Raw genomic sequence first — 17,875 nt, forward strand, 5'->3', positions numbered from 1 at the left:
TTGCCTCTAGCTTAGAGCTCTTGAGTCGAGGAAATGGCTCATTACAATTTATTATGAGCCAAGTAAACTTGATTACTGCTGGAAGTGGTCTTCACAAACCGGGTTATCTTGCATATAGCGCACTGCAGGCTTTTCGCAAAACTCGCATTCAGTACCTTCTGGCACTGTGTTTTCATCACAGTTAGGGCAGCTTTTGAGTTTATAATTAAACTTGTGCTCACACACTTCACACTCAATTAAGTCGTCTTCACAATCAGGACAATTATCGTATTCATCCAAATCGAATTTTAATTTACACTCACTACACTCTACTAAATCGCTCATATTCCCTGCTTCATTTTATTAATTTAGGCAGTAATGTACCTTTTAAAGTACCTTCAGTAAAGCCATGATAATAGGAATTAATTGAGCAACTCTTTAATCAACAAAGAGCCTAATTGCCTTGTATTAAATGGATTTCCGTTGCTATTTAAAATTGAAATCCCAAACTCTTTAGCGATATCACGTAAGTAAGGCTTACTTGGTGTTACAAGCTCGTGATTTAAAAACACTTCAATGGTGCCATTTTCAAGCTCTACTAATTTGTAGTTATTCCATATAGCTTCTTTTACATTTAGTAATATACGTGGCTTAACCGGTGGATTTATTAACTTACTCATTGTAATAAAGCTTTTATCCGTTGCTGCATCGCTCATTAGTTGTTTAGCTTCTTCAGCAGGCGCATCTAATAGAGTTTCGACTTGCATTTCATCTGTATTGATTCTTAAAATAATTATACGATCGACCAATTCTAACGTATTAGTATTAAAGCTAATATGGCCGCTTGAATGCATCCTACCAGTTGTTTTAACTGATATACGCTCACTAGTACTTGATACTACATCGTACCCCGCTTGGTTAACCTCTGTTGCATACGTCCATTCATTATAAGTGCAGCGTACAGCTCCCCTATTCTACCGGTTAAGTGTCTTAACTCCGTTGCAGGCACATCCCAGCTTAACTCCCTTTCTAGCCAGCTCATTGCTTCACCAAGTGATTGAATGATTTGCATTTGTGTTAAAGCCATTTTATCTCCTTATTTTTATTCTCTTCTAACCAACTTTTAAAAGGTGCTTATGCCCTGTTACCGACAATGTACCCTGAGATGCTTTGCCTATATGGTCGCTCCACCAATTCATTAGCTCTCTGCGTTTTTCTATATATTCAGCTCTATTATAAGCAGAACGAACTTGGTTTTTATCTACATGCGCCAGTGCGGCTTCTATCACATCTGGGTTAAACTCATGCTCATTTAATGTTGTACTTCCAAGCGAACGTAAGCCATGACTTACTAATCTACCTTCAAACCCCATACGTTTTAGAGCCATATTAGCTGTTTCATTGTTGATATGATTTCTGGGGTTTCTGTCTGACGGAAAAACAAACTCTCTGTGCCCTGAAATTGGTTTTATTGCCTCCAATAACTCTAAAGCCTGTTTTGATAAAGGAATGACATGCTCTCTGCGTTTTTTCATGCGTTCAGGGGGTATAGTCCAAAGTTTATTACCAAAATCGATTTCATCCCATCGAGTACCGGCAGCTTCACCTGGGCGCGTAAGTGTATGTAACTGCCATTCAATTAAAAAACGAGTTACGCGCTTAATTGATGCTATAGCAAGTGTTTGCATTAATTCAGGCAGCTCCTCTGGTTTTAACGAAGGCATGTTTAGTTTTTGCGGCTTTTTGAAAACCTCACTAATCCCTGCAAGTGGATTGGCATTAATGTAACCACTATTAACTGCGTGTATCATGATCTTTCTTAAATACAGGCATAGCCGCTTAACTGTCTCTAAGGTTCCTTTTGCTTCTATGGGTTTTAAAATCTTAATCACTTGTGGTGCATTAATTTTACCAATGGGGTATTTGCCAATAACCGATAAAATATGCTTGTTTAACGATCGCCAAATATCTTCACCATAGTCTTTGGTTAAACTTTGTTTTTTAACCTCAAACCACTCTAAAGCGACTTTATTTAGTGTTAACTCTTCTTGTGCTCTTTTAAAAGCTAAGGTTTCGTCTCTATGTTCTTTAGGGTCAGTCCCTAGAGCTACCAACTCCCTAGCTTCTTGCGCTAGCTTTCTAGCATTAACAATTGATATATCGGGATACTTACCTAACCCCATGTTAATACGCTTTTTTGTAATTGGATGATAGTAGTTAAAGTTCCAGAGCTTAGAACCACTCTTTCTAACTTTTACTTGTAGGCCATTCCCATCAGATAAAATTATATCTTTATCCTCTGCTTTTGCTTTCTTTAACGCTGTATCGGTAAGTTGCTTCGCTGATCTTGCCATAAAAAATGAACCCTACTCCAATTTAGTATTCTTTATTATGGCAGTTTATTAAAGGAATACCATATTAGATACTAAAACTTTGGGCTTGGGTGAAACTGGATGGGACGAGATGATACACTAAGTCATTGATTTTATTTTATTACAGGCACAAAAAAGGACGTCCTGAGACGTCCTGATATTGAATAATGGTGGAGGGAGAGGGATTCGAACCCTCGTTAGGGATAAACCTAAACACACTTTCCAGGCGTGCGCCTTCAGCCACTCAGCCATCCCTCCACAGTGCTGCAATTGTGTAATGCAACAGCGCGCTATAGTATGAAATAGACCCTTAAGGTGCAAGGCATTTTTAAATATGAGCCTTTAAATGCTTACTTATCAAGCAATAGCTTATCTATAGGCACAAAAAACGGCTAAATCTAAGACCTAACCGTTTTAATTTATACTTTTAAAATTACTTAGCCATGCTCGCAGTAAATTCAAGCATGCGATTAAGCGACTTAAGTGCGCCTTCGCGTAAATCCATATCAACGAATACTTCTTTACCTTTAGGGCTTATGAGGGCTTCCTCAATCGCTTTTAAGCCATTCATTGCCATCCAAGGGCAATGTGCGCAACTTTTACATGAAGCGCCCTCACCTGCCGTTGGAGCCGCAAAAAACTCTTTATCTGGACATAGTTGCTGCATTTTATAAAAGATGCCGCGATCGGTTGCTACAATAAACTTTTTATTGTCCATTGTTTGCGCAGCTTTAATTAATTGGCTCGTAGATCCAACCGAATCGGCAAGTGCAACAATTTCTGCTGGTGACTCAGGATGAACTAATACGCCTGCATCTGGGTGTAGCGCCTTCATATCTTTTAAGGCTTTAGTTTTAAATTCGTCATGTACAATACATGCGCCATTCCACATAAGCATATCAGCACCGGTATTTTTTTGAATATAACTACCAAGGTGCTTATCTGGGCCCCAAATGATTTTTTCGCCTTGCTCATCAAGGTGCTCTACTATTTCAAGTGCACATGATGAGGTTACAATCCAATCTGCACGCGCCTTAACTGCGGTAGAGGTGTTTGCATACACAACCACTTTACGGTCAGGGTGCTCATCACAAAACGCTGAGAACTCGTCTATCGGGCAACCAATATCTAGCGAACACGTCGCTTCAAGCGTTGGCATAACAACCGTTTTATTTGGCGTTAAAATTTTGGCTGTTTCGCCCATAAATTTCACGCCCGCGACGATGATCATATCTGCATCGTGACGTGCACCAAAACGCGCCATTTCTAGCGAATCGGCAACGCAGCCGCCAGTTTCTTCAGCAAGTGCTTGAATTTCAGGATCGGTATAATAATGTGCAACAAGTACTGCATTTTTATCTTTTAGTAATTGTTTTATACGCGCTTTATATTCGCCTTGCTCGTCATTTGTTAACGGTGCTGGCTTAGGGGGGAAAATATAACCTTCAGGCATAATAGTTTGAGCTAGACTCATGTTCTCGACCACTTATCTACAGTGCATTAATTAGGGCGAATTATACGAGAATATAAACACAAATAACAGCAAACTAGTAAAGCTGTTTATAAAAAATAGAATGGGAATTTAAAAAAGAATATAAAGGAAAGTATTAGAGAGTGGTGGGTCATGATGGATTTGAACCATCGACCAATTGATTAAAAGTCAACTGCTCTACCAACTGAGCTAATGACCCGCTCTAATATAAATCTGCTTTGTAAGAAGCTGCGTAAATCCGCCGATTAAAACTTTCATAGAATGGTGGGTTATGATGGATTTGAACCATCGACCAATTGATTAAAAGTCAACTGCTCTACCAACTGAGCTAATAACCCAATCTATGCGCTTATTCAATTATGAATGAAGCTTACGTAAATCCGCCGATTGATACCAAACACTATTCATAAGAATAAAGAATGGTGGGTCATGATGGATTTGAACCATCGACCAATTGATTAAAAGTCAACTGCTCTACCAACTGAGCTAATGACCCGCTCTTATATAACTTTTCATAGAATGGTGGGTTATGATGGATTTGAACCATCGACCAATTGATTAAAAGTCAACTGCTCTACCAACTGAGCTAATAACCCGCTCTATGCACTTATTCAATTATGAATGAAGCTTACGTAAATCCGCCGATTGATGCCAAACACTATTCACAAGGAATAAAGAATGGTGGGTTATGATGGATTTGAACCATCGACCAATTGATTAAAAGTCAACTGCTCTACCAACTGAGCTAATAACCCGCTCTATTGTTGCGTTTAAATGCAACTTACTACTTTACGTAAATCCGTCGATTGGAACCAATCACTATTCAAAGGAATAAAGAATGGTGGGTTATGATGGATTTGAACCATCGACCAATTGATTAAAAGTCAACTGCTCTACCAACTGAGCTAATAACCCGTTCCAGTTGCTAACTTATTTCTAAGTTAAAGCCTGCGTAAATCCGCCGATTGATGCCACACACTATTCACAAGGAATAAAGAATGGTGGGTCATGATGGATTTGAACCATCGACCAATTGATTAAAAGTCAACTGCTCTACCAACTGAGCTAATGACCCGCTCTGACGTTGCGTTTTATAACAACTTAGTATTCTACGTAAATCCGCCGATAAAAGACCATTCAAAGAATGGTGGGTTATGATGGATTTGAACCATCGACCAATTGATTAAAAGTCAACTGCTCTACCAACTGAGCTAATAACCCGCTCTTTTTGTCGCATTTCGAGTGGGGTAACCATTCGTTTGCTGCGGGCGCTTATAATACTTATTTATAAAATGAGTGCAACCGAAATTGTCTCTTTTTTTAAGTTTTTATGTCTAGATGCACAAAATTAAACCGTTTGTGCTCAAACTACATGCAAATCCAAGATTCTTCGAGAGTTTCCATGTAGTTTGCTCGCCCTAACTAGAAATTTAATCGCTAGTGAACTTTAGTTTCCTAAACGATCAGTTGCTAGTTTTGCAGCGGTTGTACTTGGGTATTGATTGATAAGATCGCTCAATATTTTTTGCGCTTGCGCCGCTGAACCTTGATCTTGTAAAAGTGTGCCTAACTTTAGCATTGCATCTGGGCGTTTATTAGAATTTGGAAATTCGTTCACAACGACTTTAAAGTGCTCTACTGCTTTTACACCATCATTTTTAATAGTAAGCAACTGCCCTAACCAATAATGCGCATTAGACGCATAGACAGAGTTTGGGTAGGTAGTTAAAAACGTTTGAAATTCAGGAATCGCTTGGTCATAGCGTTTATCTTTCATTATTAACGCGACAGCGCGCTCATAGGCTTCATTTTCAGATAAGTCACTGCTATAGGTCTGTGCATTGCTTTGTTGCGTGTAATCAGTTGCGGGAGCTGCTGCTGGCTGTGTATAAGCCTGGCTCACGCGGTTTTCAATTTCTTGATACAACTCACGCTGACGCTGCAGTACTTTTTCAAGCTTGTAGCTTTGCTCTTCGGTTACACCTCGAATTTGGCTTACTTCGTCTTGTAACAAGTTAAGCTGTTGCTGTAACTCAACTTGCAAAAAGTTACGCTGTTGCATCATATTCTCAAGCGACGCTAATCGCTTCTCAATACTTGATTGTGAACTCGCAGCTTCTGAAACAGGAGCGGGAGCAGCCATTAACTGGGTGCTCCCGCTCAATATCATGGCTGCCAAAATAATTTTCGGCTTCATAATATCTCTTATCTTAGTAAACTAGTACCGCACGGCGGTTTTTAGCGAAAGCTGATTCAGTGCGAGACTTAACCATTGGCTTCTCTTCACCGTAGCTTACCACTGACATTTGGCTAGCTGAAACACCTAAGCTTAATAAGTATTTTTCAACTGCTTGGCCACGGTGCTCACCTAGTGCAATATTGTACTCTGGAGTACCGCGCTCATCTGCATGGCCTTCAATTAGTACTTTAACTGATGAGTTTTGAACTAAAAACTCAGCATGTGCACGAAGTAAGTCTGCGTACTTGCTTTCAACTGTCGCAGTATCAAAATCAAAGTAGATTACTTGCTCTTGACGAAGTGCTTCGTACTTTTGACGAAGTTGCTCTTCTGCTTGTTGCTCAGGAGAAATTGTAGCAACTTCAACCGTATCAGTGTTAGTTGATTGCTCAACAACGCCTTGATTTGATTGGTTTGCAGCACCTTCATCAATATCTGAAGATGAGCTACAAGCTGCTAATGTCATTACTGGCACAGCAATTAGCAGGCCTTTAAGTATTTTGTTAAGTTTCATTGAGTAGATTCCTATTTTGAGTAAACCAGTAATATTACTGTAAGTATGGCGACCAAGCTGGTGCCTTTACTTGTCCGTCTAGCACAGGTAACCGTGCCTTAAAGCGGCCGTCCATCGATACTAGCGCAAGTACCTGTTTATTATTATGAAGCGTGCTATATATAATCATCGAACCATTTGGCGCTATGCTCGGTGATTCATCTAGGCGTGTTCTCGTTAATACTTGGAACGCGCCTGTAGCCAGCTCTTTCTTAGCAAGATGGTACTGCCCGTTGGTACGGTTAACCATCACTAATTCTTTTCCATCTGGTGTTATTGAACCAGCAAGATTCATATCACCATCAAAGGTGAGTCGTTGTGACCTACCTGTTTTTAAATTTAACTTATAAATCTGAGCATTACCACCCCTTTCAGATGTAAACACAATATCTTGACCATTAGGGTGCCAAGATGGCTCAGTATCTATGCTACGGTGATTTGTTAAGCGTGTTTCTTTACGTGTAGCTAGGTCAAGCATGTAAACTTCTGTTGCACCCGTCTTGTCCTTAGAAAGCACTAACAATAGCTTTTTACCATCTGGCGAAAACTGCGGTGCACCATTAATACCACGGTAGCTTGCTATTATTTCGCGTTTACCTGTGTATATATCTTGAATGTAAATTTGGCTTTGACGGTTTTCAAACGTTACATACGCTAACTTAGTACCATCTGGTGACCACGCTGGCGACATTAAAGGCTCTTTTGAGCGAAGTAATACTTGCTCATTAAATCCGTCATAATCTGCAACAACTAACTGATAAGGCTTATCATCATTATCACGTACTATTACATAGGCAATTTTAGTTAAAAATGCGCCTTTTTCACCAGTCAATCTTTCATAGATAACGTCACTGATTCGATGAGAGTAACGGCGAAAACCACTTTCACCAATAACACTTTCACGCGCTTCCAAAATATGATCTTGGCTTTTAACTAGCTTACCATTACTCATCATTTGTGTGTTGCCACCAGTAATTTGGCCGCGGATCACGTCAACTAACTCATAACGCACTAAGTAACGCCCATCAGTTTGCTGCTCAACTTCGCCCACTAATATCGCTTCCACACCTTTATTAACCCAAGATGCGTAATCAATTTCGCTATCTTTGGTTGGCTGTTGTGGCATTTGCGCTACATCTACAGGCTTAAATTTACCACTGCGCATTAAATCGGCAGCAATAACACTGCTTAATTTTTCAGGGATTGGGCCAACACCTTGGTACTTAAAAGGTACTATAGCAATGGGCCTTGCACCGTCTACACCCTCAGTTATTACAATTTCAAGTGCTGCATTAGCAACACCCACAAACCCAAACAGTAAAACTAAACAGGCTATTTTTATTTTGTTGAACATATCATTCCTTTAAAATTCTGGCTTGATTGTTAAATTAATATTCTTAAGTTGTTCGAATACGTCTTTATCTTTAGATACCGGTAATGTGTCGGCCATGCGCACTGCTCTTAATGCAGCTTCACATACCAACTTATCGCCACCTAATGATTTAACTTGCGTTACTAAACCATTAAAACCTAAACGAATATTTACTCGGCACTGTTGGTTTTTCATTTTTTCATCAATCAATAAGTTTTGCTGAATACGCGCCATAATTAATGCACGGTACTTATCAACTTCGCTTACCACTTGTTGTTGACGTATTTTACTACGGGCAGCCTGCTCTTTGGCAAGTTGCTCTTGTAACATTTGCTCTTGCATTGCTTGCTGGCGTTTACGTTCTGCCTCGGCTGCACGCTCTTTTGCTTCCTCTTCACGTTTTTTACGTTCAGCTTCTGCTTTTTTAAGTGCGTCTTCTTCGGTTTTACGCTTATCAGCAGCAGCTTTTGCTGCACTTTCAGCTTCTTGCTTTTGCTTTTCAGCTTGCTTAGCTTTAGCGCGCTCTTTTTGCTCAATGGCACGTGCTTTTTTAGCTTGCGCTTGCGCCTCGGCTGTTTCTTTTTCTTTAGCTTTACGTTCTTGCTCTAGCTTTTTAATATGCCTAGATTCAGATTCGCGTTGCTTACGTGCATTGGCCGCTCTGCGTTCTAAATCGCGGATACGTTTGTCTTCAGCACTTTTTTTATCTTTTTCTTTCTTTTGAAGTTCAGCAATTTTTTGCTCAACTTGTTTTTGATCAACTGTAACGGCTGATACTGCTTTATCTGGCGTAGGTATAGCCGAATTAAGCGTTACTTCCATTACTCTAGGTGCTGGCGGATGAATGTTTGCAGACGCATACAAAAAACCACCAATTCCTAAATGAAGTACTATCGATTTTACTACTGAACTATTCATACAGCTACTTCCCCTCAAAGGATTCAGTCATTAATCCTACTGATGGTACGCCTGCATTTTTCAAAAAATCCATTAGTAATAATACTTCTTGATACGACACCTTACCCGAGCCTTTAATCATGACTGGCACGTCAGGGTTTTTCATTAACTGTAATTTTATAACCGCAGCAACATCAAGTGCTTCCATAGGCTCTTCAGGATCAGTACCTACGCTTACATAATATTTACCCTCTGCATCAATTGAAGCAATAATGGGAGGAGTATCTTTAGTATCAACTAAATCAGACTCTTCCATTTTAGGTAAATCAACTTTTACACCGTGTGTAATAAGCGGTGCTGTTGCCATAAATATAATAAGTAATACCAACATTACATCAATGTAAGGTACTACATTAATTTCTGCGACCGGACGGCGCTTTTTACGCTGATACATTCGCTTGTGCCTCTATTTGTGTAGCTGCTTGACGGTGTAAAATATTAGCAAACTCTTCCATAAAGTTAATATAGTGAGACTCAAGCTTTTCAACACTGTTTGAAAAGCGGTTATAAGCAATAACAGCCGGAATTGCCGCGAATAAACCCATAGCAGTCGCAATAAGTGCCTCTGCTATACCGGGTGCTACCATTTGTAATGTAGCTTGCTTAACTTCACCTAGTGCAATAAAGGCATTCATAATACCCCACACTGTACCAAACAAACCGATGTACGGACTAATAGAACCTACCGTTGCTAAAAACGATAAGCTAGATTCAATTTTTTCAATTTCACGAGAAAGCGCAACACGCATAGAACGATGCGTCCCTTCCATAACAATACTCGCACTTTGAAATGTATTCTTTTTATGACGAGCAAATTCTTTAAAGCCTGAAGTAAATAAAGCTTCAATACCTTGAGACTGACCGCTGCGTGACGATATTTCGTTATACAATTTACTTAGATCAATACCAGACCAAAATTTTTGCTCAAATTTCTTAGCATTTGATAGTGCATCTGATATTGCTTTTTTACGCTGAAATATAATTGTCCACGACATTACAGACATGGCAACTAGCCCTAACATCACTAACTGAACAAGCAAGCTTGCTTCTAAAATTAGGTCTAAAAAATTAAGCCCTGATCCCACGTTAAACTCCTAAGTAATTTCAAAATACGGCAAATTGGTTAATTTGTGTAAATATGACCGTTTAAACGGTCAAAAGTTGCATCTAGTGTATCTAGTCCATTTCAAGCTGACAACGGTATTGCTATGAATAGGCAACAAAAAACGTTAAAAAACAGCTTTAGTTGGCATTTCCCTTTGCCTCAGTATTTTATTTAATCTTTTAAATAAACTCGCTAACTATAAATATGCGTAAATATATAAGTAAAACGTCATAAAATGCGCCGTTTATTCAAAATAAGAGCATAAACACTCAAAACCTATAAGCCTCACCTTCACATAACAGTAAAACTAATACCGAGCCACATCAAAAGAAATTACTTAAGCTAGAAATTTCATTAACTTATAAATTTAACGACTAATTAACGCGCAAGATTCAAACAACAATAAAATTCACCGAATTAGTTTTTCTAATCTGAAAATACAAATTTTCTAGTTTGAATAAAAAGGTGATCTTACGTATTATTCTCCCATACCGAACTAGCGCACTGAATGAGATAGTTTCATTAAGCCAAGTTCTTAGTAATAGGATATTTTATCGTATTACATTGTTTTACTCTTTCTGGATAAAACCAAATTCAGTAAAACGTAGTTCCCTGGATTACTTCCTTCAACTTGTTGTTTGCCCGCATTTTTTGCGGGCTTTTTTTTGCCTGCAATTTGGTGCGCTACATACTTTATTTATAAACTAATAATTGCCCTACCTATTTTACAATAAGTAATTCGGTTACTAGTTTGAATGGTACGCAGGATAGCTTCGCGAGTCTTAACGCCCTGTGAATTAACAGTTAACTATAAAGCGTATAAGTATTTTGAAATAACATTTGCAACAGTGTGCTGAGATTTTGGGTAAAATACCAGCCGTATAAATATTTGAAAGAAAGGGATACTAAGTCAATTACCGGCTGCGCAATAAAGCACAGCAAGTAATGTATATGATGAGGCTAGTCTTTTTTAGGAAGTAAACCAAAGTGATGATATGCACTGTCAGACACTATTCGCCCACGCGGAGTACGCTGAATAAACCCTTGCTGAATTAAAAACGGCTCTATTACATCTTCTATTGTTTCACGCTCTTCACCAATAGCTGCAGCTACATTGTCGAGTCCTACTGGGCCGCCCATGAATTTTTCAATTATGGCGAGTAAATATTTGCGATCCATATAATCAAAACCACTTTTATCTACGTCAATCATATCAAGCGCTTGCTTAGCTACTTCGGCGTTTACTGTACCGTCAGATTTTACCTGTGTGTAATCGCGTACACGGCGTAATAAACGGTTTGCAATACGTGGTGTACCACGTGAACGTTGTGCAATTTCGGTTGCGCCGTCGTCACACATTTCTAAACCAAGATAATGTGCAGAGCGCCCTACTATGTGCGACAAATCTTCTACAGAATAAAACTCTAATCGCTGCACAATACCAAAACGGTCACGTAGTGGCGATGTAAGCGATCCTGCTCGGGTGGTTGCACCAATAAGCGTAAATGCAGGTAAGTCTAATTTAATAGAACGCGCAGCTGGGCCTTCACCAATCATTATATCAAGCTGGTAGTCTTCCATTGCTGGATACAGTATTTCTTCAACTTGCGGGCTTAGCCTGTGTATTTCATCAATAAACAGTACATCGCCTTCTTCTAAATTAGTAAGTAACGCAGCTAAATCGCCTGCTTTTTCAAGTACAGGGCCGGATGTTGTTTTAATACTTACGTGTAATTCGTTGGCTACAATATTTGCAAGCGTGGTTTTACCAAGCCCTGGTGGGCCAAATATTAATAAATGATCGAGCGCTTCACCACGGGTTCGGGCAGCTTCAATAAAAATTTCCATTTGCTGCTTAACATGAGGCTGGCCTCTGTAGTCGGCTAAAAGTTTTGGTCTTATTGCACGATCTATAGAGTCTTCATTTGTTTTTTCAGTCGCATCAATTAAGCGATCCGCTTCAATCATGGGTTACTCACAACATTGATTTTAAAGATTCTCTAATAAGAACCTCAGTAGACATATCGGGCTTGCTTATCGATTTTACTGCTTTTTGCGCTTGTGGCAATTTATAACCTAACGCAACCAATGCCGATACGGCATCATCGGCTGCATTATTAGCAATTGTCGCATCGCTCATCGGCTCTATTACCGCGCTGTCACTAAATGGCGTAAATAAATCATTACCCCAATCTTTTAATCTGTCTTTCATTTCGAGTACTAAACGCTCGGCTGTTTTTTTACCTACACCCGGTAATTTAACAAGCGACGTTGAGTCTTCGTTATTTACACAGCTTACAAATTGCTTTGCCGACATGCCCGATAAAATAGCTAAGCCAAGTTTTGGACCAACGCCATTTGCTTTTAATAGCTCTCTAAACAAGGCGCGTTCAACTTTATTATTAAAACCAAATAATAATTGAGCATCTTCACGCACTACAAAGTGGGTGTAAACAATCGCGTTTTCACCAATTTTTGGTAAATCGTAAAAACAGGTCATTGGCATTTGTACTTCGTAACCGACACCACTTACTTCGAGTAATATTTCTGGTGGCTGTTTTTCGACTAAAATACCATTTAAGCGGCCTATCATAGTTATTTCCTTAAACGTCCTCTAACGGTTTTGCTTGCGCTACCCGCTAGTTTAATTAAATTTTGTTCTGAGTGAGCGTGGCAAATCGCAATAGCAAGTGCATCAGCTGCATCGGCCTGTGGCGTACCGGGTAGTTTTAAAATATTTTTTACCATGTGCTGCACTTGTGTTTTATCAGCGCCACCGTTACCTACTACTGCTTGCTTAATTTGCCTAGCTGAATATTCAAATACGGGTAAGTCGGCCATTGCAGCGCCAACAATCGCCGCGCCTCTAGCTTGGCCAAGCTTTAAAGCTGAATCGGGGTTATGCGCCATAAATACTTTTTCAATGGCAAAGGTTTCTGGCGAAAACTGCTCAATAAGCTGTGTAATGCCTTGATAGATCATTTTAAGCCTAACCGGAAAAGGATGATCGGCTAACTTAATACAACCACTGCCTAAGTATGTAAATTTAGAACCTTGGTGGGCAACAACGCCATATCCGGTCAAACGTGAACCAGGATCGATCCCTAAAATGATGGCCAAACAGCGCTCCATTGTTATTATTTTTAAATTACGCTAATAATGCCAGAGCACTGTATAAATTACCAGTACAAAGAAAAACAAAAATGCCCACGTATTAGGTGGGCATTTGCAGGAGCGTGTTAGTTTAAACTTACCCTAGGGCACGCACTAATCCTTGGGTGTTTTGTTTAAGTGTTCGGGCAATCATTAAATAGCCTAAACCAGCCACAAATACACCGCCAGCTACCGGACCAATAATCCATATATGCGGATGTAACTTACCTGCTAAATCAAACATTTGCTGCTGCACAATTAAAAGCGCTATATCACTAAAAAATGCAGCCACTAAGCCAGCTAAACCGCCGAGTAATAAAAACTCGTACAAGGTCGCGTTTTTAATTAATCGGCTTTTAGCGCCAAGCGTTCGCAGTATGACAATTTCTTGCATACGCTCACCTAAACTAGCTTGCACTTGCGATATAAGTACAAGCGCGCCACACAGCACAACAATTGCAAGTACAAAGCCAATGGCGAGTGATACTTGCGAAATAGTTGTTTGTATTTGCTTAACAAAGTTATCAATATCAATCGCTGTAATAGTAGGGTAAGTACGCAATAACTGGCTAAAATCACGCTTTTGATCTGGGTTTATACGTACCGACGAAATATACGTTGCCGGAAAATCTGCAAGTACATCTGGGCTTAAAATAATAAAAAAGTTAGGTTTAAGCGTGGCCCAATTAACTTTGCGCACACTGGTAATTTTAGCGTCGAATGACTGCGAACCAATTAAAAATGTAAGCGTATCGCCCATCTCAACATCTAAACGGTCAAGCATCGACTCCTCTACTGAGGCTTCAGCCATCGCATTTTCACCAAACCACGTGCCTTGTGTTACTTCATTTTGGTCAGGCACATCTTTAAGCCATGTAAGGTTTAGCTCGCGGCCAATACCTGCACGTGCTTCTTCGTCTTTTTTCTCGTTGTCTTGCAGCGATACAGAACGTGCTACCAACTCGCCGTTTACCGCATTTACGCGTCCACGAATAGTGGGATAAAACTCTGATACCTGAATATCTTTTTGTGCTAAATACTCATTAATTGGCTCAAGCTCATTTTGCGTAATATTAACTAAAAACGCATTAGGCGCGTCGCTTGGAAGTTGCGATTGCCAATCAGATATCATGTCGTTTTTAAGTACCACTAAAAACAGCAGTAATTTAATCGCTAATGAAAAACTAATTAACTGTACCGCGTTCACATTTGCACGCTTTTGAATAGATGCAATTGCAAGCGACCAACTGTTACCTGGCTTAAGCCCTAATTTTCGACCGCCACCAAATATTAATTTAGATATCAAAAACAACACACCAATTAGCGCAAGTGTTGATATAAACAAAATAAGCGTTATTTTTATGTTGTTACTGAATAACCACATTAATAAAAACACGGTTAGCGCACTCATTCCTAAATGCACACGACTAACTGCCAATTTGTCACCTAAGTTACGGCGCAGCACTCTAAGCGGTGGAATATCAAATAAATCAAATAACGGTTTAATAGAAAACATAACGGCACAAATTACGCCAGTGCTTATAGCCACCAGCCAAGGTTTAAAGCCACCTAAAGGTAGCTCTGTGCCCATACTTTTTGATAAGTAACTTGTTGCTATTTCTTGCAAGCCATAACCAATTAACAGCCCAATACTTACCGCCATTGCACATACAAGCAATAAATGGAGCATGTATATTTTGCGGATCATTGAGCGGCTACCGCCTAGCGTTTTCATCATCGCTACTGGGTCGTATTGTCGTTCACAATAACGTTTTGCTGAAACGGCTATAGCCACTGCGGCTAAAATAATACCTAATAGGCCGGCAAGTAATAAAAAGCTCTCTGCACGGTTTAAACTATTTGAAATAGGTGATTGACGGTCTTTAACGCCGTACCATTGTTGGTTTTCTTTCATTTGTGGTTTAAGCCACTCGTAAAAGCTATTTATATCGGCCTCACTACCTGCATAAAGTTGGCGATAATAAACACGACTACCTGGCTGCACAACTTCGGTTTTTGCCACATCGTCAATATTAATAAGCACACGACGGCTGCTCGAAAATACATTAAATGGCGCGTCAGGCTCTTCTACAATAACTTTTGAAACATTAAATAATGCAGCGCCAAGCTCTACTTGCGCGCCTATATCAATATTTAAACTGTAAAATACTGATTCACTTAGCCACACATTACCAGGCGTTGGTCCGCTATTAGCAACCTTAGTTTCACCTGTTAAGGTATCTTTAACTTTTAACTGCCCTTTTAACGGGTACGCATTAGATGCCGCTTTTACTGAGCTAAACTGCATTTCATCATCGGCAAACAACATAGTGTCGAAGTACACCATTTGCGCCGTTTTTAAATTTTGGCTCTGTGCTTTAGTAATAAAAGCAGTGTCGAGAACATGATCGCTTGCAAGTACACGGTCTGCTGCAATAAAAGCACTGCTTTTTTGCGCAATACTTTGCCCTATTCGCTCAGTAACCATAGACAGTGTAAGCACGGTTAAAACAGCAAGGGCGATAGCTGCGCTTATAACTGTTAGCTCACCACGGCGAAATTCTCGCGAAAATAACTTAAGCGCTAACTTAACCCACATTAGCAACGTCCTCTACTTGGCTTTTTACCAGTAAGCCCGCTTCTATTTGAATAATGTGCTCACATTTTTGTGCAAGCCCTTCATCGTGAGTAACCAAAATAAGCGTAGTGCCGTGTTGCGTGTTTAAATCAAATAATAACGACTCAATCATTTTACCGTTTTTGCTGTCTAAATTAGCCGAAGGCTCATCAGCAAACAATATTTTAGGCGTACCAATAAATGCTCGCGCAATAGCAACACGCTGTTGTTCACCGCCAGAGAGTTGCGACGGGTAATGATCAATTCGATGGCTCAAGCCTACTTTTTCAAGTAATGCAATTGCTTGCTCTTTCGCATCACTTTCGCCAGCAAGCTCTGCTGGTAGCATAACGTTTTCAAGTGCCGTTAAGCTTTGTACTAACATGAACGATTGAAACACAAATCCAATTTTAGCCGCGCGCAGTGCAGCACGCTCTTCTTCATCTAAATTGTGTAATGGCTCGCCATCTAAAAATATTTCGCCGCTGCTAGCGGTATCCAGCCCTGCTAATAAACTGAGTAACGTTGATTTACCAGAGCCCGACGTGCCAACAATAGCAACAGACTCGCCATGCTTGACATTAAAGCTGATGTCGCTGAGGATGGGCAGCTCACCTTCAAAGGTAGAGACTACTTTAGACAAACCATTAACCTGAATTATATTTAATTGAGAAAGCGCTGACATATGACTCATTCAATCCTTCGTTTAGTATTCATTTTATTTTTAGTTATCAAACCGCTGAGCGCAGCAGCCGACAACACGATTTTAATACTCGGTGACAGTTTAAGCGCAGCCTACGGACTTCAACAAGAAGAAGGCTGGGTAAAATTGTTACAAGATAAATACGATGACGAACAAGCCGACATTGAACTTATCAACGCCAGTATTAGTGGCGAAACATCTGGTGGAGCCCTACGCCGTTTAGATGCATTGCTTGAGCAATACGAACCCACTCATGTACTTATTGAGCTAGGTGCTAATGACGGTTTACGTGGTTTTCCAGTCAAAAAAATGCAAACTAACTTAACGTCTCTTATTCAAAAAAGCCAAGCAGCTAATGCGATGACCGCCTTAATGGAGATTTACATTCCCCCTAATTACGGTCCGCGTTACAGCAAAATGTTTACAGACACTTTCTCGCGCGTTAGCGAAGAGACAAATGCGCATTTAATGAACTTTTTTATGCTCGATGTTGCAGGTCAACCTGAGCTAATGCAAAACGATAGTTTACACCCTAACAAAAAAGCTCAGCCATTAATACGCGATGAGATGTATGACTCGATCAAAAAGTGGTTAAATAAAGACTAGCCAATTAATATACCGCAAGAGTGTCTTTTTAGGTCTCTTGCGTAATAAACACCCAAACAAACAATCGCTTATTGATTTTTAAAAAAATACACGTACTATTGCATACAAATCGGTATGTGGCGCAGCTTGGTAGCGCACTGTCATGGGGTGGCAGGGGTCGAGAGTTCGAATCTCTCCATACCGACCAATTAATTACCTCTATATCAATAAATTAAACTTCTCTTCAAAATATAGCCAAAACTCATCTGTTTTGATTCTACAATTTATCTGTAGCACTATCTTATTTATCTAAGCGCACTTAATAAAACAGAGTTTAGCTGGCAAGTTTTGTGGTTTTTGAGGGGTTTGTATTTAATTGTTATTAACTTGAAGTGGCCTTTGTGGAATCTGTATGAAGGCATTTGATTTCAATTTATTGAAATTAAAATAAAAAAGCGCACTAAGCGCTTTTCTTTACTAGAGTACTAGTGCTTGCGCCCTACACCATTACGTACCATGTCTTGCCCTGTTTGGAATACGTCTTCTGTAATACCGCGCGCTAAAAGTAGCTTTTGTTGGTCGTCAAACACAGCAACAAAACGGCTGCCATCTTTGTTATTAGTAGCCATACCAACACCGGCAACACCTTTAAGTCCAAAACCACCGTTTTCGACATCTATTAAAAAGCTTTCTAGTTCGGCTAAAGTATCAATTACGTCATTTTCATTATTCATTTTAAAACTCTTTT

18 protein-coding genes and 10 tRNA genes are annotated in these 17,875 nt (G+C 39.7%); 2 read left to right on the top strand and 26 right to left on the bottom strand.

Features of this window, described 5'->3' with window-relative positions; genetic code table 11:
* Positions 1-72 precede the first annotated feature (72 nt).
* The 25 genes from CXF89_RS07990 to CXF89_RS08105 form a co-directional block, all read right to left on the bottom strand.
* The gene (locus tag CXF89_RS07990) at positions 73-324 is read right to left on the bottom strand and encodes a hypothetical protein (RefSeq protein WP_121954309.1); all 252 of its coding nucleotides are present in this window, start codon (positions 322-324) and stop codon (positions 73-75) included.
* Positions 325-401: 77 nt separating this feature from the next.
* Entirely contained in the window at positions 402-833 is a 432-nt protein-coding gene (locus CXF89_RS21370) for a hypothetical protein (protein WP_257983189.1), read from the bottom strand.
* A 44-nt stretch (positions 834-877) separates the two neighbouring features.
* On the bottom strand, positions 878-1,066 hold the full coding sequence (locus CXF89_RS21375; RefSeq protein ID WP_257983190.1) for a hypothetical protein: 189 nt from the start codon (positions 1,064-1,066) through the stop codon (positions 878-880).
* A 25-nt stretch (positions 1,067-1,091) separates the two neighbouring features.
* Positions 1,092-2,333 carry an integrase domain-containing protein gene (locus CXF89_RS08000; protein WP_121954310.1) on the bottom strand — a complete coding sequence of 414 codons (1,242 nt, stop codon included), beginning with the start codon at positions 2,331-2,333 and terminating at the stop codon, positions 1,092-1,094.
* 186 nt (positions 2,334-2,519) lie between these two features.
* Positions 2,520-2,609, bottom strand: a tRNA-Ser gene (locus tag CXF89_RS08005).
* A 175-nt stretch (positions 2,610-2,784) separates the two neighbouring features.
* Positions 2,785-3,825, bottom strand: a complete 1,041-nt coding sequence (gene nadA / locus CXF89_RS08010; RefSeq protein ID WP_007580396.1) for a quinolinate synthase NadA — start codon at positions 3,823-3,825, stop codon at positions 2,785-2,787.
* A gap of 141 nt (positions 3,826-3,966) precedes the next feature.
* A tRNA-Lys gene (locus CXF89_RS08015) sits at positions 3,967-4,042 on the bottom strand.
* A gap of 63 nt (positions 4,043-4,105) precedes the next feature.
* Positions 4,106-4,181, bottom strand: a tRNA-Lys gene (locus tag CXF89_RS08020).
* An 82-nt stretch (positions 4,182-4,263) separates the two neighbouring features.
* A tRNA-Lys gene (locus CXF89_RS08025) sits at positions 4,264-4,339 on the bottom strand.
* Positions 4,340-4,363: 24 nt separating this feature from the next.
* Positions 4,364-4,439: transfer RNA gene (locus tag CXF89_RS08030), tRNA-Lys, on the bottom strand.
* 83 nt (positions 4,440-4,522) lie between these two features.
* A tRNA-Lys gene (locus tag CXF89_RS08035) sits at positions 4,523-4,598 on the bottom strand.
* Positions 4,599-4,682: 84 nt separating this feature from the next.
* Positions 4,683-4,758: transfer RNA gene (locus CXF89_RS08040), tRNA-Lys, on the bottom strand.
* A gap of 84 nt (positions 4,759-4,842) precedes the next feature.
* Positions 4,843-4,918 (bottom strand) — tRNA-Lys (locus tag CXF89_RS08045).
* A gap of 70 nt (positions 4,919-4,988) precedes the next feature.
* Positions 4,989-5,064, bottom strand: a tRNA-Lys gene (locus CXF89_RS08050).
* A 226-nt stretch (positions 5,065-5,290) separates the two neighbouring features.
* Complete coding sequence (ybgF, locus tag CXF89_RS08055) at positions 5,291-6,040, bottom strand: tol-pal system protein YbgF (protein ID WP_024590479.1); 750 nt, start codon at positions 6,038-6,040, stop codon at positions 5,291-5,293.
* 13 nt (positions 6,041-6,053) lie between these two features.
* The gene (pal, locus tag CXF89_RS08060) at positions 6,054-6,596 is read right to left on the bottom strand and encodes a peptidoglycan-associated lipoprotein Pal (protein WP_007580392.1); all 543 of its coding nucleotides are present in this window, start codon (positions 6,594-6,596) and stop codon (positions 6,054-6,056) included.
* Positions 6,597-6,630: 34 nt separating this feature from the next.
* Entirely contained in the window at positions 6,631-7,989 is a 1,359-nt protein-coding gene (gene tolB / locus CXF89_RS08065) for a Tol-Pal system beta propeller repeat protein TolB (protein ID WP_101163332.1), read from the bottom strand.
* Between the two features lie 9 nt (positions 7,990-7,998).
* The gene (gene tolA, locus CXF89_RS08070; protein ID WP_024590482.1) at positions 7,999-8,925 is read right to left on the bottom strand and encodes a cell envelope integrity protein TolA; all 927 of its coding nucleotides are present in this window, start codon (positions 8,923-8,925) and stop codon (positions 7,999-8,001) included.
* A gap of 4 nt (positions 8,926-8,929) precedes the next feature.
* Complete coding sequence (gene tolR / locus CXF89_RS08075; protein ID WP_007580386.1) at positions 8,930-9,358, bottom strand: protein TolR; 429 nt, start codon at positions 9,356-9,358, stop codon at positions 8,930-8,932.
* A complete protein-coding gene (gene tolQ, locus CXF89_RS08080; protein WP_007580384.1) occupies positions 9,345-10,049 on the bottom strand; it encodes a protein TolQ in 705 nt (234 codons plus the stop codon). The genes tolR and tolQ overlap by 14 nt, the downstream gene beginning before the upstream one ends.
* Before the next feature lie 980 nt (positions 10,050-11,029).
* Complete coding sequence (gene ruvB, locus CXF89_RS08085; RefSeq protein ID WP_007580382.1) at positions 11,030-12,037, bottom strand: Holliday junction branch migration DNA helicase RuvB; 1,008 nt, start codon at positions 12,035-12,037, stop codon at positions 11,030-11,032.
* Between the two features lie 7 nt (positions 12,038-12,044).
* The gene (ruvA, locus tag CXF89_RS08090) at positions 12,045-12,662 is read right to left on the bottom strand and encodes a Holliday junction branch migration protein RuvA (RefSeq protein ID WP_024590483.1); all 618 of its coding nucleotides are present in this window, start codon (positions 12,660-12,662) and stop codon (positions 12,045-12,047) included.
* A 2-nt stretch (positions 12,663-12,664) separates the two neighbouring features.
* Complete coding sequence (ruvC, locus tag CXF89_RS08095; RefSeq protein WP_002960649.1) at positions 12,665-13,189, bottom strand: crossover junction endodeoxyribonuclease RuvC; 525 nt, start codon at positions 13,187-13,189, stop codon at positions 12,665-12,667.
* A 130-nt stretch (positions 13,190-13,319) separates the two neighbouring features.
* Positions 13,320-15,821 (bottom strand): ABC transporter permease, encoded by a 2,502-nt coding sequence (locus CXF89_RS08100; RefSeq protein WP_121954311.1) that lies wholly within the window; start codon positions 15,819-15,821, stop codon positions 13,320-13,322.
* Complete coding sequence (locus tag CXF89_RS08105) at positions 15,811-16,524, bottom strand: ABC transporter ATP-binding protein (RefSeq protein ID WP_008137049.1); 714 nt, start codon at positions 16,522-16,524, stop codon at positions 15,811-15,813. The genes CXF89_RS08100 and CXF89_RS08105 overlap by 11 nt, the downstream gene beginning before the upstream one ends.
* Here CXF89_RS08105 and CXF89_RS08110 point away from each other — a divergent pair, their 5' ends adjacent.
* Together CXF89_RS08110 and CXF89_RS08115 are read left to right on the top strand one after the other, a co-directional pair.
* A complete protein-coding gene (locus tag CXF89_RS08110; protein WP_007580376.1) occupies positions 16,525-17,148 on the top strand; it encodes an arylesterase in 624 nt (207 codons plus the stop codon).
* A 110-nt stretch (positions 17,149-17,258) separates the two neighbouring features.
* Positions 17,259-17,335: transfer RNA gene (locus CXF89_RS08115), tRNA-Pro, on the top strand.
* Between the two features lie 277 nt (positions 17,336-17,612).
* Here the strand turns inward: CXF89_RS08115 and CXF89_RS08120 are convergent.
* Positions 17,613-17,861 (bottom strand): hypothetical protein, encoded by a 249-nt coding sequence (locus CXF89_RS08120; RefSeq protein WP_024590530.1) that lies wholly within the window; start codon positions 17,859-17,861, stop codon positions 17,613-17,615.
* Between the last annotated feature and the right edge of the window lie 14 nt (positions 17,862-17,875).

It is taken from the genome of Pseudoalteromonas sp. MelDa3, from assembly GCF_002863625.1.
GTDB lineage: Bacteria > Pseudomonadota > Gammaproteobacteria > Enterobacterales > Alteromonadaceae > Pseudoalteromonas > Pseudoalteromonas arctica.